Raw genomic sequence first — 17836 nt, forward strand, 5'->3', positions numbered from 1 at the left:
GTACGCGGACGATGGCTGATCTGTGGAGCATGACGGTCGCGGCGTGGGAATGGATGGGCGGCGTCGTCGACGACATCTGGCCGCCGGACAACCCGAACGCGGCCGACGACCTCGGTGACGCGTGGGACAAAGCCGCGACGTTGCTGGAAGGTGCCATCCTCCGATCGTCGACCGTCCACGACCGGCTTCGCGAGACCTGGCCGGACGCGAACGGCGCTTTCGTCCAGGCGCGGATCAAGGAGGCCAACGACGGCGAGTACGGCGGTGGCGGGTCCGGCCACCGGGATCTCGTCGTGAGCATGCGCAAGATGGCGACGTTCTGCCACAACTACGCGGATCAGATCCGGCGGGTGCGCAACCAGATCTGGTCGGAGATCATTCACGCCAGCCTGGATTTCGCCCTCATGGCGGCGATCCCCGGCGGACAGTGGCTGTTCGCCGCCAAGATGGCGAAGCGGGTCGCCAGGATCGTGGAGATCGCCAAGTCGATCGCCCAGGCTGGGAACAAGCTCGGCAAGCTCGGCAAGCTCGCCACGATTCCCGTGCGCGAGGCGGCCGACGAGGTCTTCACCAACAGCATCGAGCAAGGCCTGAACATCTGGCAGGGCAACCAGGACGGGTTCAGCTGGAAGGAAAGCGCCACCAACGCGCTCGGCGGTGCCATCGGCGCCCCGGTCAGCGGCATCGTCGGCGCGCCTGGCAAGGCCATCGGCGCTCTCGCCAGGAAGAATCCGGGCGTCAAGAACGCGCTGGACAGCGGGCTCGGCAAACACGCGACCACGGCGGTCAGCTCGGCGAGCACGAACGCGGTGTCGTCGCCGATCTCCAGCCATGCCGCGCAAAGCATCATGGACGGGAACGGGGTCCCCACCGACCTCGCCGGCTATGGGCAGTCCATCAAGGAGAACTGGCTCACCTCGGCCGCGATCGGCCCGATCCGGGGGAACGCGCATCTCGCCGGCGAGCAGGTGATGGAATTCGGCAGGGAGAAACTCGGGCTGCAGAAGCCGGCTCCGATGACGGATATGGGAACCTCGTCGGGCGGTCCGCCACCGACCGACCCGCCGGGCGAGGTGAAAGCGCCGGAGTCGGCCGACGTCGGCGCGGGGAAGGGCGCCGACACCGCATTGGGGCAAGGAGACAGCGGCGTCGGGCTGGGGCAAGGCGAGTCCGGGGCAGCCTCCGGCCAACCCGGCCGCTCCACCGGGGAACTGGTCGGCACGTCGGGCGCGGACGGTGGTGGTCACGGCAAGTCGACCACTTCGTCCACAATGGATGAGTCGGTCGCCGGTGCGCGACAGCACGCCGGAGTGGGTTCGTCGACGGGGCAACACACGATCGGTTCCTCGGTATCGCAGGCGGGGGCCGGTTCGGTGCCGCAGGCGACCGCCGTCGGTGCGGCGCCGGCCACGGCCACGGCAGCCGCTCCCGGTGCGACGCCGTCGGCTACCGCCACGTCGGCTCCGGCCCCTTCGGCGGCCCAGGCCACTTCGGCACCGGCGGCGGCCGACTCGTCGACCGCCTCGGCACAGGCGGGCGCTCCGGCCGCGACCGCGTCGACGCCTTCCGTAACGGCCCAGACCGGCGCGCAACCCGGTGCGGCACAACCGGGTTCGGCGCAGCCCACCGCACCTCAGTCCGGTGCGGCTCAGCACCAGGGCTCGACGCCCGCGGTCCCGAACCGGGGCACCGCGGCGAAGCCCGGCAAGGGTGAGCCGGAAGCCGCACCGGAGCCCGACGACGGCCCGAGGCCGCCCGAATCCGAAACCCCGGAACAGGATCGACAGCAGGAACCGGAGGAAGCTCCTGAATCCACTGTGGACGGTCCGGTCGGAGAGGCAGGCGGGAGTACCGGTACCGGCCCCGGTCCTGGGACCGGCCAGGTCCTGGCCGCCGCCGCACCGGCCGCCGCGGCGGCCCAGCAGGCGCAGCAGCCCAGTCGGCCGAATCCCGCCCAGCCCGCAAAACCGGTCCCGGCGCCCGCCCATACGACGATGCGCCGTGCCGCCGAGCCCCAGCGCACGCAGGGCGACCCGCCCGCCGACCCGCCCCGGCGGCCGCCCGGCCCGCCGCCCGGCACCGGTGAATCGCCGGAAGTCCCGGACGGCGTGCCGCCGCGGCTCGCCGCCGTGTGGGACCTGCTGCCGCCGACCGCGAGGCAAGCGATCACCGAACTGATGAGCTCGGTCGATCCGGACGCGCTGGCCGATCAGGCGCAGGAGTTCGCGGCGCGCCTTTCGCCGGGCCGGATGGACCGTTCGCTCGGCGAGATCCTCGGCGAGATGTCGGCTCTCACGGGGCAGGAGCTGGGTGATCGACTGGTCGCCGAGGCCGCGGTGCACCGGCTGTGGGGCGCGGTTCCGGCCGCGAGGGAGGCGATGTCCGAGCTGCTCGCCCGTCTGCACCCGGCGGAGGCCGCGGCCACCCTGGCCCGCCTCGCGCCCCTGCTGGCCAGGCCGCCCGAACTGGCCGAGGCGTGGGACGCGTTGTCGCCCTCGGCGCGGGAGGCGGTCGCGGGTCTCGCGGCCAAGATGAATCCGGACAAGCTGGTGAAGCGGCTGACCGATCTCGCCGGGCGGGTGTCCGCCGGGCCGAAGGGGCGTTCGCTCGGCGAGCGTGTCACCGCGATGAGTGCCGACCAGCTCGCCGCGTTCGCCGAACAGGTGACGGCCCTGGCCGACCGGATCCCTGCCAGGAAACCGGTCAAAGGCGCGGCGACTCCGGCCGACCTGGCCAAGGTGGACCGGGGCAAGGGCATCCTGCTCGAGGCCGCGGCAATCCAGGCGAAGCTGGACGAGCTCGCCGCGCTCGGCGTGGTCGTGCGGGCCGCCGAGGAGGGCCTGCGGGAAGAGCTGGGTAAGGCGCGACGGGTGCTGGACGGCAACACCCAGGTCCCGGCGACCGCGCTCGATTCCAATTACGAGAACGTCCGCGCGAAGTATGCCGCTGCCGACGTCGCGCTGGCGCTGGCCAAGCTGGACGGGCAGCTGCTGGACCAGATCGGGTTGCCAGGACTGCGGATCACCGGTCTCGAGGTGCCGGTGGACGACGACGGACGGGCCGGTACGGAGGCCAGGAACAGCGACGGAACCGACATCGATATTCGCGGCGAGCTCGGGGACGGCACCGAGGTCCGCTTCGAGGTCAAGGACCGGACCGCGCTGGTCGGGGCCGACCTCGTACAGACCGCGAAACAACGGGAACTGGCCGGGCCCGGCCCGAAGATCGTCCTGCTCGCCACCAACCGGGTCGATCCCGGGTTCGCGGAGAAAGCCGTGGCGAACGGCGCCGACAGTGTCATCCAGTACGACGGGTTCCAGGTGTTCATCGAGGTCGCGGCCACGGGAACGGAGGGCGCGCGGACAGCGCCGACGCCACCCGCGCCACCGCCGGACCGGACACCTCCGGGGCCCCAGGAGGGACCGCCCGCGCCGGAACCGCCGTCGGCCGCGGCGCAACGCTTCTACCATCCGGAGAACCCGGCTCGGGATACCCATCCGAGCCCGGACAGCGACCTCACCGACGCCGAGCTGGCTTCGAGCAGGCACAGCGAGCGCGCGCTGCGGGCGTTGATCGGCAAGTCGCGGCTGGCGTGGAACGACCTCCGATTGTTGCTGCTCGAACACGGCCTGCTTCCCGCCGACTCGCGGCCGCTGCGCCCGCGCGACGTGGAACGCGTCCTGGACGGCGCCCGGGTCCGGACCCGGATCGCCCCCGCGCTGCGGACAGCGTTCGACAACGCGATCCAAGAGTTCGAGCGGCTGGCCCGTGGCGAAGCACCCACGATGAATTCGGATTCGTCACGGAACCGGGCCTGGCAGGTCCGGAAGGAGTTCCGCGACGGCACGATGACTCCCGGCAGGCGCGAGCGGTTCGTCCATGAGATCTTCGCGGACGACGTTCTCGCCCGGCAGCAAGAGATTCTCGGTGACCACTTCGGCCGGTACCAGCTCCGCTCCGGTGTTCCGTTCGGCCTCGACGGTCGCGGGGAGAACGGTGGTGGACGCTCCCACTACGCGGGGTCGACGGTCCCGGCCCTCACCCTCGAGCTGAATCCCTCGGACGAACCGGGATCGCCGGTGGTGGTGCAGAGCTACCACCTGGCCGCGGGCGCCGAACCGTCCGCTCTGGACGTACACCGCGACGATACTTTCACCCGCGCGTTGTTCGAACCGGAAACCCTGCTCCCCACCACCGCCTTGCCGTCGATCGAAACGCGGCACCTGCCCGCCGGGCGCAAAGGCCGGCTCACCTTCGCGCGGATCACCTTCACCGGTCTGCACCTGCGCAAGGGTCTGGCGCTGATCGACGCGCTGATCGAGGTGGGCCGCGCCTCGCGGCCCCAGAAGCTGGCCCTGACACACGCGCTGGAGCGGTATGCCAGGGCCGCGGCACGCCTCGATGACCGGCTTACGGACGTCAAATGGCTTGTCCAGCGCGGAATCGAGCTCACGAACATCGGGCAGGACCAGCTGATCGATGCCGTGGCGGCGGCCTACGGGATGTCACCGGCGATGGTCGCCGCGATGGTGACCGATCCCTCGGTGCGCTCGCGCGTCCCGCGCGAGCTGATGCCGTCGATCCAGGAACTGGACGACTTCTCCGAGATCCTCGGCAAGGCCCGAACGCATTACGGGGAGCTGCTGAGGCAGACCGAGGACACGGCGAAGGAGCTGGAGTTCGCGGAGCGGGAATGGCAGCGGGCCAGAGACGCCGCGCTGGGCGAGATGACGCGAATCGGTGACGAGGCGGTCGCGAACGGGTTACCGGAATGGGCGCGCCGCCGGGCCGCCGCCCGACAGGTCGCCGAGCTCTGGTCGGTGGCCACCAGGGCGCGGGTCGACCCGGAGGGCGATCCGGCGGTACCGGAACCGGCGCGCCCGCGTGGCCGGAGCGTCCGGGACCTCGCGGGGATCCGCGCCGCACTCGCCGCCTCGGCGCGGGCAGTGGAGGAATCACGGTATGCGGCGGAAGTCGCCTACCACGCCGCGATGGCCGAGTTGCGGGCGGCGAGGGAAGACATGCGCGCGCTGACCGAGTGGGTGCCGCACCTGCTCGCCTCGGGCGGCCGGGCCGACGTCGCCGAGGCGCTGGGCCTCCCGGTCGAAAGCGTGGCCACACACCGGCTGCTGCCCGGCGCCGAGCCCGGTCTTTCGCTGGACGGAACCACCGAGGACGTGCGGGCCGAGGTCGCCGCGCGGCAGGACCGGCTGGAGCGGGCGATCGAACGGATGCGCCTGGCCGACGCCGCTCGCACCGAGGCGCACGCCGAGTACGTCCGGGCACTGGTTCCGGCGATCGAACGGGCAGCCGATCGAGGACTGTCCAATGTGGAGATAGGCAGGATCGCCAAGCTCCTCGACGGCGAGGTCGCCGGCATCACCCGGCGGGCGGAGAACCTGCCGGGGAACCGGAAGCCGGTGGTGGACGCCTACGTCGACGCCCGCGGCTGGCTGATCGGAGTGGGTGACCGGGTCACCGGCCGTGACGCCCTCGCGCCGAGCCGGGGCGCCCAGTTCGCCGCACTCGACCCGGACAGCCCGGACTACGTGGCGAAAGCCACGGAACTCGGCGTCGAGGAGGAGCTCGCGCTTCGGCTCGGCAAGCCTCGCCCCGTCCACTTCTTCCACGACGTCCACATGCACCCGAAGGGGTATGACGCCGCCAACGTCGACTATCGCGACCTGGTGAACTGGCTGATCGGTCAGGGACTGCCGAACATCCTGGTGGCGTCGCCGATTCCGCAGAGCGGGCTCGGCGTGATCGGTGGTTCCAGCGGTTCCTTCTATTACGCCCTCACCAACGTGGTCCGGATGACCACCGTCTTCGGCAAGAAGATGCTGGGCCTGCACGGCCAGCTCTCCGACCTGCGGTTCTTCTCCGCACGCGACCGGATGTCGGAAGAGCAGAAGTCACACTGGTTCCCCGGTGTCTCCGGAGCCAGAGTGGACATTCCCGGGGTCGGCGGCTACCTGATGGCGATGGCCGTCCTGTTCGGCGACGCGGCCCGCTACCTCGCCGAGACCACTTTCGTGAAGGAAATGGTCCAGTCGATGCTCGGGCGGCAGGCGAGCGAGGTGATCAACCCGGAGTGGGTCGACTACTTCGGGAAGCTGCTCGCCGCGGCGGAACTCGTCCAGGAATCGATCCACAAGGGACGGATCGGGCCGGAGTTCTTCGCCGCGTACCTGGCGGAAGGTTCGCCGATGGCCGAGCTGTTCCCGGTGGACGGCAGCCCGAGCGACCTGGCCGAACTGGACTTCTACGACTCCCTCATCGAGAACGCCGGGCGGATCAAGGCCTTGCTGAGGGCGGCCGGGCTGGGCGCCGAACTGCGGAGCCTGCCGGAAAGCCCGCCGGAGATGTACAACCCGAACACCGTCGAACTGCTGGAGACCATCGCCGCCACCGGACAGGTGCTGATCCTGCACGACGACATGGGCCTTGCCAGGTTGCGCGGCAACGGGATGTACGTGGCGAGCCCGTCGGACGGGCGCAACCTCGGCCCGATGGCCTACCTCCTCCAGCAGGAGAACCTCGCCGGCGCGAAGGTGATCTGGGCGCATCTCGGCCTCGGGCACTGGACCACGCTCACCGTCGAACACATCGAGCGGTTGCAATGGCTGCTCGACACCACGGACACCGCCATGGACATCTCCTGGAACGTCCTCGCGCAGCACGCGAAGGCGACTCCCGAGGTCAGGGAGGCGTTGATCCGGTTCCTGATCGTGAACCAGGATCGGCTCATCTTCGGTACCGACACGGTGAATCCGCAACCAGGTGCGCACTACGTCCGCCACCGCAACGAGATGGATCCACTGTTCGCCGAGGCCGCTCGGAGGCCCGGCGGGGAAGCGGCGGTCGCGAAGATCCTGCATGGCAACTTCGCCCGGATGCACGAGGAGGCGGGGCAGCGGGTCACCGCGTTCGTGTTCAACGAGATCCTGTCCGGAGCCTGGGACGGGTTCATCGAGTCGTTCGGCCCGCATTGGCAGCGCAAGGTGGACGAATGGGTCGAGGCGAGAATCGCCGAGGGCTGGGTCGCGGACCCCGCCTATCAGGCGCGCGGGCCGTTGTCCGGGCTGGATCTCACCGACGAACAACGTGCGAAAGACCAGCCGTGGCTGGCGAATCCGCAATTGCGGACGATGAAGCTCTGGTACACCGCCGCCGATCCCGGACGCGACGCGAACGCCAATCCGCTGCGGCTACAGGCGGCCGCGGCCAGGATCTCCGCCACGGAAACCGCGGCGGGGGTCAAGTCCGCCTTCGAGAAGCTGAAGCAGCGCTGGACCGAACGAGGTGGACTGCGACCGGTGAGCGGGGCCGACGCGCTCCTCAGCCGCCCGGTCACCGCCCAGGCACTGATCGCGGGCGAGCGCATCAGGGCGGCCCTGGCCGCGGGAGAGCTCTCCCGTGCGCGACTGGCCATGACCCCCGGACGGCTCGCCACGCTGCCGTTGGCACCCGCCGAACGGGACGCCATGCTCGCGTCGCTGATCGAGAGTGTGGAGAGGACCGAACGAAAACAGCTCACGGCGCTCGAGAAGATCGCCACGCTGCGCTCGGCCTGGCTCGGCCGTGACCTGAAGGGCTGGGCGGTGGCCGGGGCCGCCGCGGCGACCATGCTGGGAGTGGGCGCGACGATGGGCGTTCCCTTCGCGCTGTCGGCGGGGGTGAGCATCGTGGCGGGCAACGCGGCCTTCGTCGTCCGCGGGATGCTCAACATCGCGAAGACCGGGCACGCCCAGAGCAACCGGGTGAGCCTGGAAGGGATGCTCGAACGCGGCAGGCTCGACCAGCGGTCGGCCGAGGCGCTCGCCAGGATGATCCGGGATTACCTGGAGTACGACGTCAATCCGCTCGGCTGGTTCGACACCGTCCTGGAGGAGGTGCGGGGCGAAGTCGACGTGAGGACCCGGCAGTTCCTGATCAACCTGCAGGCCATCATCCACACCCCGCTGGCGATCGGCGAACGCCCGTCGCAGCGCCAGGAAGACGTGAGCCTCGAGGTTTCGCGTTACCTGAACGAGGTCGGCAGGCCGTACGGCGCCGCACCCGAGTCGATGAACAAGATGAACCCGCACGCGGGCAGGCTCGGCAAGCTGATGGCCGCCGGCCTCGCGGGCACCTTCCTGGTCAATCTGCCGGTACATCTCGCCCAAGCGACCAGCCTGACCGGGCTGGCGGCCGCGGTCGCGGGGACCTACGCGATCGCGGACGGACTGTTCCTTTCCACCGCGCTGTCCAACGCCATCGGGGGGATCGCCGGCTACGACAACGCGCTCCGGCCGCTGTACCGCAGGATTCAGAACGCACTCGCGTTCCCGGTGCTGACCGTGGCCAACGGCATGCTGGTCGCGCTCGAGGTGAGTCAGGGGGAGTGGCTGAAGGCGCTCGCCGCGACGACCCTGACCGGCGCCACCCTCTACATCTCCAAACTCGGTGCCGAGCTGGAGCTCCGGCTGGGCCGCCAGGCCGCTCGCAAAGGCCCGGCGGCCCTCTGGGTCACCGCGTCCTCGCTGGTCGGGCTGGGCATGATGGGCCTGTCCTCGGCGCCGCTGGTCGCCGCCGCGGGCACCGCGCTCGCCGTGTCCGGTCCGGTGATCTACGTCGTGCGAGCCGCCTTGGAGCGGGTGCACGGGATCTACGAGGCGCGGACCCCCGCGGGTCTCGTGTACACGTCGAACATCCCGGTGCTCGGCGTCGGCGCGGCCGTCGATCTGAGCCTGCCGCGCACGCCACCGGCGCCGAAGGTCATCGGGACGGGCAGTGCTACCGAAAACAAGCCCGACGAGAACCCCGACGATCCCGATACGCCGGACGATCCCGGCGGTGCGCCGTCGCCGGGACCGACGCCACCGACGCCCCCACGTCCGGCAGGTCCGTCGAACCGGCCGGATCCCGGGACGGATCCGAACGTCGGGAACACCACTCCCCGCACGACGCCGCCGGACGCTGGACCGGTCGGTCTGCCTGCCTCGGATTCGTTGCCGCCGCAGAAGAATCCCGATCCCATCGGGGTGCGCGCCGACGCGCGGCACGCGGTGGGGCGCGCGGTGCCGGACGCCGGTATGCGAGCGGTCGAGCGCTCCGCGAACGGCCGCCGACACGTGGTCACCGGCCCGGCCGGGAACACGTTCGACGTCACCGTGCGAGCGGGAACGCCGAGTCCCGGCCAGGTCGCCCAGTACAGAGTGGACACCGCGCAGAACTCGCTGGAGATCGAGATCTCCGAGTTCGCCACCGAGGACGCGACGCGCGACGCGGTCGCGAGGGCGCTGGGTGCGGCGGCGGCCGAGCTGTCCGGGACGCCGCACGGCGAGGACTTCCTCAGCGCCACCGCCGATCCCACCGCGGACCCGTTGCTGAGTCCGGCCGATCACGGGCGGGCCGCGCGGCTGCTGGCGTTCGGCAGTGCGCTGGCAGGCAATCCGCTGCCACTCCGGCGATCCGGGCTGAGCGCCGCACTGCGGGCGTTGATCGCGGACATGGGCCTGCGGCCGGGCGACCCGGGCGCCGCACGGCGGCTGGCCGCGCTGCCGGACGAGCGGATGCGCGAGGTGGTGCGCCGGTACGCACCGGCGCCCGATGGCTATGCGGGCAGACTCGACTACGCGATCACCCGGCTGCTCGCCGGCAGCACGTCGTCGGTCGCTTTCGGCGGCGCCATCGTGGCCACCGCGCCGGTGGTCGCGGCCGCGATGATCAGCGGCGCGGCCGCGCGCTCGCTGGCCGCCGGCCTCTATGACCGGTCGGTCGTGGCCCGCGAGGTCAACGCGGAGAAAGCGGCGAAAGCACCCGTAGAGCGGGCGGTCGCCGAGCGGGCCGCGGCCAGGCGGGAGGCCCTCTTCCGCCCGCTTTTCGACCGCTGGACCGCGATTTCCGGCCGGCTGCGGAGCGGAACACCGTCGCCGGAGGCCACACCACGATCGGAAACGCCAGGGACCGAGCATCCGGATGCCGAGTACGTCGGCCTGACGCCGTACGCGGTGCGCCGGGCGGCCGGTGTCTCCGCCGGATCGCTCGGCACGCTCGCGATGGCCTCGATCGGCATGCAGCCGATGATGGCCGGCGCGCTTCTCGCGACGCTCTGGGCGCCCGCCGTGTTCGGGTCGTTCGCCGAGGCGTTCCGGGGACGGCGCCGTCAGGACGAGCGGGTGGCACGGGCATCGGAGCGGCTGGACGAGACCGATCAGGCGACCGCGGACAACGAACGGGAGCTGGCCGAGTTCGGTCACGCCTTCCTCGATCTGATCGAGGAAAGGCTGGCGGATACCCCGGTGCCCGCGGCCGAACCGGGGGAGGCGAGCGGACCCCGGCACCGGGTGAGCCCGCTGGCGACCTTCACCGGCGTGGGCAACGATTCGGCGTTGTCGCCGATCGGCTACCGCATCCCGGACCGGAATCTGCCGGACACGTCGGACCCGACCTGGCTGTCCGCGATGTTCACCGGCTACCTGGAATACCTCGGGCTCGGGGTGCTCCAGGCGATCGTCGGCACCATCGCCGGCGGGGTGACCGGGCACAGCGCGTACCGGGCCGCGCAGGAGGCCGAGCACGACCGCAGGCTGTACGACCTGCTGGCGGAGGTGGACGAGCACAGCGAACTGCGCACTCGGGTGTTGCGTGCGGCGCTGAACCGGCTCGCCGAAACCGCGCCACAGCAGGCGGACCGCGACCGGCTCAGCCACTTTTTAGCTGAGCACGGCTTGGCGGAGCACGGGCTGTCCTCGCCCGAAGCGGAGCCGGACACCGAGCCCGATGGCGATCCGCCGCCGTGGCTCGCGTCGAAAACCTGGCTGACCACCGACCTGGTGATCGCCTCCGCCTCTCTCGGCGCCACCACGGCGGGCTTCACGTTGTTCGGCATCGGCGGTCTTGGCCCGTACGCGGTGGCCGCCGCGGCCGAAACGCTGATCCCGTTGTTCCACCGATCGTTGACGGAACGGGAATTCGCCGCCGAGGACGCCGCCGCCGGGCCTGCCGCCGAGTTGCGGAGGGCCGAGGCGCGGGCCAGGGCCGACGCGCTCGAGCGGTACCTGTTCCGGCTGCTGGACCGTGGGCTCGCCGAGTCCCAGGACCAGCCCGACGGGCAGCGACAGTGGTGGCATCCGAGGCAGATCGCCGACCTGGCGAGGGAGATGGCGCCCGCCGTACCGCCGTCCGAAGCCGCTCCGTTTTCGGTGCCAGGACAGCTCAAGGCCGCCGCCGCTGCTGCCTACCTGGACCTTCTGGACCAACCGGGAGAGCTCACCACGCTGCCGGACCGGCTGGTGGCGCTGGAGGCCGTCGGTGCCGCCGCGGACCGGCTTACCAGGGCCGGGGACTGGGCGGCCACGACCGGGCAGACCCGCCCGGAAGTGGTGGCGCGCAACGAACTCGTCGAGGCGATCCAGCGGTACAACGCGCTCGCCGAGAACCCGCTGCGGCTCGATGACGTCTTCGACGGGGTGCACCGGGGCAACAGCAACCCGCAGCAGGTACGTCAGCTGTTGCCCGGCCTGCGGGACGCGGTCGGCGGCGAACCCGGCGAGTTGGTGCCCTGCCAGGTGGCAGCCGTGCTCACCGACCGGCATCTCGCCGATCGGGCGGCGGGCAGGCCGCCGGGACGGGTGGTCCCGCCGCGCACACTGGCCGGGCTGACCGGCAGGGAGGGCTGGGCCGACAGGGTCGCCATGGCGGCCAGGGTCACCGGGGCGCGGTTCGTCCCGATGGCGTCGGCCAACGATGTGGCGCAACGGCTGCGTGCGCTCGGCCCTGGTGCCCGCGCGATCGTGCACGGCGAGCGCGCCGGCGTCACGCATCTGTTCAACGTGGCCAATCTGGACGGCGAGGTCTACTTCATCGACGGGCAGATCACCCTGTTCGCCGACCTGGCGGGCTACCGCGACGGATTCCGGGTGCTCATCACCGAGGACAACGGTGAGGAGGCTCGCCGGTGGGCCGGCCGTCCGGTGCCTTTCCTGCTGCGCAACGCCTACGCGCAGGCGATCGCCTCGGCCCGTGAGCAGTTCGCCCGGCTCCACAAGGATCCCGTCGCGCCGAAGGGCATCGACGATGTGATCAACCCGGAGCCGTCCGAGCAGGACGGTCCGAGGAGATCGGACGCGGCGGTGCCCGCGCCGAACCCGGCGACCGGCGCCCCGCCCCCGCGCGGCACCTCCGCGGGCGGACGCCGTTGGAAGGTGTATCGCGACGTCGCGGCGCTGACCCGCGGGATGACTCCGCCCAGCGTCGAGCCCGCGTGGCACCGGCACACGCGTGGGATCGTGACGGCGGCGACGAACATCGTGAACGGCCCGCCGCGGCCGGCGTCCGGCCTGACGCGCTGGATCTCGTTGTTCGAGACGGCGTACGGCATGATGCACAGCGCGCGGCAGATCTCGGCAGGGGCGACCTACGATCCCGAACTGGTGCGGTGGGCGCAGGAACATCCGGAAGCCCTGAAGTACTTCCGGATGCCCGAGCTCTCGCCGCTGGCGCGGACGAGCGAGGTCAATGCTTTGCCCGCGATCCACGCGGGAGTGGTGACGCCGGACGAACAGGCGTGGCAGATCGAAACCCATCATCCACTGCTGCGCGAGGTCAACCCGAACTTCACCAGCCCCGACGCCTATGGAGAAGGCTGGCAGACCAACGGCCCGCAGGCCGTCGTCGGCTATTTCCGCGGCATGCTCGGCCAGGAGATGAAGGTCGAACCGGTCCGGCCCGAAGACATGTGGCGGGTGGACGGGGAAACCTATGTCGCCGAGCGACTCCACGGGTTCTGGGAAGCCCACGACAGCTACGACAGCGTCATCGACGAAATCCACGGCGCGTGGTGGGCCGCGTCGAGTCCCTCCCCGCTGCCGCCGACCGCCGCGCTGCGGCTGACCTACGCCCATCCCCGGTCCGGGGAAGTCGTGGAGAAGTGGGGCCTGGTGCGGTGGACCGACGGCGGGGTCGTTTTCCTGTCCCCGGTGCCCGGAACCTTGATGCTGTTGCCGGCGCATCCACTTTCGATATCCCTGCTGCCGATCACCTATGGCGAGGCGGCGAAGGACAACCTGCCGGAACGGCGCGGCCGCCCGGTCGAATCGCCGCCGGTGCCCGACGTGCCCGTTCGCCCCGCCGATCCCGGCCAGGTCGCATGGGCGCTGGGCGAAGTGGACGGCGGGCGGCTGGCCGGGCTGGCGTTGCCCGGGCTGGTGATCGAGGGCGTCGACGCCGGCAGGCCCGCCGTCCTGCACGGCACGCTGGCCGACGGGACGGCGGTACGGATCGACGTGGTGAACGCCGGATCACCCGGAGTTCCGAGCTTCGATGTCTTTTCCGGCCGGATCACCCGTGACCGGGCGGCGGCCCCGCCCGGCACCAAACTGGTGTACCTGTTCGCCGAGGGGCTCACTTCGCGACTGGCCGAGGGGCTCGTCGGGATCGGTGCGGACGTGGTGCTGCGCCAGACGGGCTCCACGGACTTCGAAGTGGTCGCGGCCAGGGATCCCGGCCCGCCGCCCGATTTGTTCAGCCGCCGGGCCGTCCGGAGCAACCGGGACATTCTCGACAGCGGCGACGGCCTGCCGCGGACCCAGGAGACCGTCGCCCGCACGGCCGAAGCCGCCGGCATCGATCTGACCGGCGTCCACGTCCAGCTGGTCGAGACGCCTGAGGTGATCGAGTATCTCGACGAAGTGGGCGCCTGTGCGTCGACTCCGCCGGAGTCGGGGGGCAAGACCATTTGGCTCGGCCCGGCCGGTTTCGCCGACGTCGAGACCCTGGTGGCGGTGCTGGCACACGAGATGACGCACGTGCGCCAGCTTCGAGCCGGGATCACGCCGACCGAGCAGACGCGCGAAAGTCTCGAAGAAGAGGCGGAAGCCAGCGAAGGGCCCGCCCTGGAAAGGTTCCGAAATCATGACGACGACGATGTTCGAGGTGGAGAAGACCTTCGATCTGCCGGGCAGGGACGGGATCCTGGTGGTCGGCCGGTTGCGGCAAGGGACGCTGGAGAGCGGTTCGAACCTCCGGCACCGGACGACGGACGCCCGGATCCGGATCCTCGGCCTGGAATTCGACGGCCCGAACCAGCGGGGGACCGACCGCCGGTCGATCCGGATCGACCGGCGGGACGCGGAGCAGGTGACCCCGGGATCGATCCTGACGGGTCATCCCCCGACTTCCTGAACCTGCCGCCGACGACCTTCCACCCGCTCCCGCCCCGCATCGACGCGGTGATCAATCAGGAGCCGGAGCCACCGCTCGCCGAACCCGAGGCCGACTGGATCCCGATCGAGGACGTTCCCGGCCCGCTGCACCGGGACGAACCGTTGCCTGCCTCGGAACTTCGAGCGACCTTCCGGGGTGAGGACGATCCGAACGACCCGGACCGGGCGTTCGCCCCCATGGTCGTCGAGTACTTTTCACCCGAACGCAGGGAGGAGCACCGGGTTTTCGTGCGGGACGGCAAACTCTATTGGGCGCGGGACGGATCCCCGGTGGACACGTCCTCCACCACGGGGCCGTTCGATCACGCGATCTTCGCGATGGATCCGCAGGGGAACCTGTACGTGTCGCCGACGTGGATCTCGGGCCAGTTGCACCATTCCAGCTTCCTCGCCGGGCAGCCCGTCGCAGTGGCCGGCCACATCGGGGTGGTGAACGGGAGGCTGATCAAGCTGACCCGCGAGAGCGGGCACTACCAGCCGGAGAAAGAGCAGTTGGTGACCGGGCTGAGCATCCTCGCCGAGCAGGGCGTGGATGTCTCCCAGGTGGACACCGGTCCCCAGTTCTGGACGGAAGGGAAACCAGGCAAGTGAAGTTCCCGTGGCGCGGATACGTCAACCAGCTCACCTACGCGGCCGGCCTGCGGCAGCGTGCGGACGACGAGCTCGTCGAGCGGGTCGCGGACGAGTTGATCCGTCAACGGTTCTTCACGCTCCCCGTGGCGGACTACCACCGGGCGGCCACGGAGGCCCTCGGCTCCGGCGAACGGATAGCCGGCGAACAGGACGACGAGGACGCCACCCGCGACTTCCTCGCTCGGCTGGTGCGGGCCCTCGACGATCGCGGGCCGTGGCCCGAACCGCCCTACTCGACCAGCGGCACCAGCGAGTGGGCCGCCTTGCAGGACGCGCCCGCGGTCGCGCGCGTTCCGCAGACCGACCGGGAAATCGGAGCCTCGCTGAATCGCGTCTTCGCCGAGGAGCCGCCGGGCGTCGGCGACGTGCGGGTGCTGATCCTGCGACTGCGTACCGGGCAACAGATCGCCCTGCGTGCTTCGCGTCCCTTCGCCGAGCCCGGTGTCGACCTGGTGACTTACGACGATCCAGTGTCCACTGTGGCCGCGTTCGGCGAGCTGACCGGGATCGAAGTGGAACCCGGCTAGGGCAGGTCCCGTTCATGCGGTGCATAGTCGGTGAAACCAGGTTTCTGCTGGTGGTGTTGCCGGTTCGTCCTCGTACCAATAAGTCGGCGGCCCAGCTTCCTTGCCTGCCCGCCCGAGTACGACCCGGGATTGACTACGGGAGTCGGCCGCACCTTGAGTGTCCACAAGGGATACTTCGGCTGGCGAAATGTTCGGTTGACGGCTATATGAACGGTTTCGCGTGGGGGTCGTGAGTGAGAATGGTCGTTCTAACCCTCATTACCACTCACGACCCCCGCGAAAAGTCCCAAAATGGACACCTTTGCCCGGCTGGCGTCCCTTATGGACGGTCAAGAGCGCGCCAGGCTCCATGGCGACCCACTCCCACCACGGACTCGGGCACGCCCCTTTTGCCTTCCCCTCAATATGCGCCGCATTTCCGGCGCAGAACCCGGCTGGGACGGGTCGGGGGAACGTGCGGTGTCTTCCCGGTCAGTTGGGGCTGACCGGGAACCGCAGTTCGAAGATCGCGCCGCCCTCGTCGGCGTTGTACACCGCGAGAGTGCCGCCGTGCGCCTGCGCGACCCACCGCACGATCGAGAGCCCGAGCCCGGAAGAGCCGCCGGTGCTGGCGAACCGGTCGAACGCCTCGCCCGCCAGCGCGGCGTCGATACCCGGGCCGTGGTCCGCGACGGTCACGGTGCCGCCGGCGACGGTCAGGTGCACGAAAGCCTTCGCTCCCGGTTGGCGGCCGTAGCGCACGGCGTTGTCGAGAAGGTTGCCGATGGCCCGTTGCAACAGCGCGGGGTCGGCGTCGACCTTCGTGGGCGCGGCGGTGACGGTGACCTCGGCGCCCTCGGTCGCGGTGTCTTCGACGATGCCCACCACCAGCTGGTCGAGCCAGATCGGCTGGATGCTCAGCTGTTCCACCCCCGCGGCGAGCCGGGCGCGGACGAGCAGGTCGTCGATGATGCCGCCCATTCTCGCGGCGAGGCGGACGGTCCGCGGCAGGAGTTCCGCCGACTGCGCGGGGTTGGCCATCGCGGTTTCGGCGAGCGCGCGCAGGGCGGCGACCGGGGTGCGGAGGTCGTGCGCGGTTTCGGCGAGCAGGACTTCCTGCTGCTGCAAGGCCGCGGCCGCGGGCCGGATCGACCGGCCGGACAGCAGGTGGCCCGCGAACCCCAGTATCGCGACCAGCAGCACGGTGCCGCCGATCACCAGCAGCGTGAACTGGGTGTGCGCGGCGTCTTCGGTCTCCGTCGACTGCACCGCGACGACGGCCGCGAAGGTCTTGCCGTCGCCGTCGCGCAGGGGTTCGGCGCGGACCTTGACCACGTCGCCGTTGGTCGCCTTTTGGTGGCCCTGCACCAGCTTGCCGGTCTGCACCGCTTCGGTGGCGAGCCCGGTCAACAGCTGCATGCTCATCGGGACGCAGTTCGCCCGCGAAAGATGCGGCTCGAACGCGGGCGCACCGCCGGGCAGGACCGCGAACTGCGGGCAGCGGTCGTTCAGCACGTCGGTGTTGACCAGACCGAAGCCGACGGTGCCGTCGAATTCGACCAGCCTGCTGACCGAAGACGTGACCTGGGTCAGTGCGGCGTCGATCCGTTCTTCGCCCTGGTCGCCGTCCTCGTTGATGAGCAGCCACGCGAAGACCACCAGCCCGAGGGTGTTCATCACGGTGAACAACGCGGTCAGCGTCCAGCGCAGCCTGCGCAGACGATCGGCCGAGGAGTGGGTGTTCACCGGGCGCCCAGCCGGTAGCCGAGGCCGCGGACGGCGTGGATCAGTTCGGGTTCCTTCAGCTTGCGGCGCAACCGCTTCACCACCACGTCGACCACATTGGACATCGGATCGGCCTGCGCGTCCCAGCAGTGCTCGATCAGATCCGCCCGCTGCACCGGCAGGCCGGCCCTGGTCAGCAGGTATTCGAGCACCGCGTACTCCTTGTTGGTCAAGGTGAGCAGCACGCCGGCCCGGCGCACCTCACGCCGCGCGCAATCCATCACCAGGTCTTCATGCTGCAGCACCGAGGGCCGGTCGAACGCGGAGCGGTGACACAGATTGGTCACCCGCTCGGTCAGCTCGGCCATCACGAACGGCTTCACGAGGTAGTCGTCACCGCCGTGCTCGAAGCCGGCCACCCGGTCGGCGAGCGCGTCGCGGGCGGTGAGGAACAGCACCGGCGCCCGCCAGCCCAGCTGCCGTCGCATGTGGACGTATTCGATGGCGTCGCCGTCCGGCAGCATCCGGTCGAACACCACGCAGTCGTGGCGCGTTTCGCGCAGCAGCCGGTCCGCGGTCGCGATGTCGCCGGCCTCGCCGACGACGAAGCCGGCCGCGCGGAGCTGCGTGACCAGCGCGAGCCGCAGATTCTCGTCGTCTTCGACGACCAACACCCGTGTCATCAAAACCTCATGTTCGGACAGCGAAAGTAGACGCATGCAGTTCCCGGTGCCCCTGAACGCTAACGCGTCGGGTGCCCGCGGC

The 17836-nt window shown here is 70.5% G+C and carries 4 protein-coding genes; 2 read left to right on the forward strand and 2 right to left on the reverse strand.

What is annotated here, in order from left to right:
* The first annotated feature begins 11 nt into the window (after nucleotides 1–11).
* Complete coding sequence (locus tag DL990_RS15355; RefSeq protein ID WP_125799086.1) at nucleotides 12–14798, forward strand: toxin glutamine deamidase domain-containing protein; 14787 nt, start codon at nucleotides 12–14, stop codon at nucleotides 14796–14798.
* Nucleotides 14795–15367, forward strand: coding sequence for a hypothetical protein (locus DL990_RS15360; RefSeq protein ID WP_125786709.1), 573 nt, complete (start codon nucleotides 14795–14797; stop codon nucleotides 15365–15367). The genes DL990_RS15355 and DL990_RS15360 overlap by 4 nt, the downstream gene beginning before the upstream one ends.
* A gap of 471 nt (nucleotides 15368–15838) precedes the next feature.
* Here DL990_RS15360 and DL990_RS15365 read toward each other — a convergent pair whose 3' ends face one another.
* Nucleotides 15839–17092, reverse strand: coding sequence for a sensor histidine kinase KdpD (locus DL990_RS15365; protein WP_125786708.1), 1254 nt, complete (start codon nucleotides 17090–17092; stop codon nucleotides 15839–15841).
* The gene (locus tag DL990_RS15370) at nucleotides 17089–17754 is read right to left on the reverse strand and encodes a response regulator transcription factor (protein WP_199746400.1); all 666 of its coding nucleotides are present in this window, start codon (nucleotides 17752–17754) and stop codon (nucleotides 17089–17091) included. The genes DL990_RS15365 and DL990_RS15370 overlap by 4 nt, the downstream gene beginning before the upstream one ends.
* Nucleotides 17755–17836 lie beyond the last annotated feature (82 nt).

The organism is Amycolatopsis sp. WAC 01416, assembly GCF_003947485.1.
Lineage (GTDB): Bacteria > Actinomycetota > Actinomycetes > Mycobacteriales > Pseudonocardiaceae > Amycolatopsis.

What these genes read in the sequence shown, in the direction of transcription:
- DL990_RS15355 (WP_125799086.1), top strand. Translation starts at nt 12, where the DNA reads ATGGCTGATCTGTGGAGCATGACGGTCGCGGCGTGGGAATGGATGGGC.
- DL990_RS15370 (WP_199746400.1), bottom strand. Translation starts at nt 17,754, where the DNA reads ATGACACGGGTGTTGGTCGTCGAAGACGACGAGAATCTGCGGCTCGCG.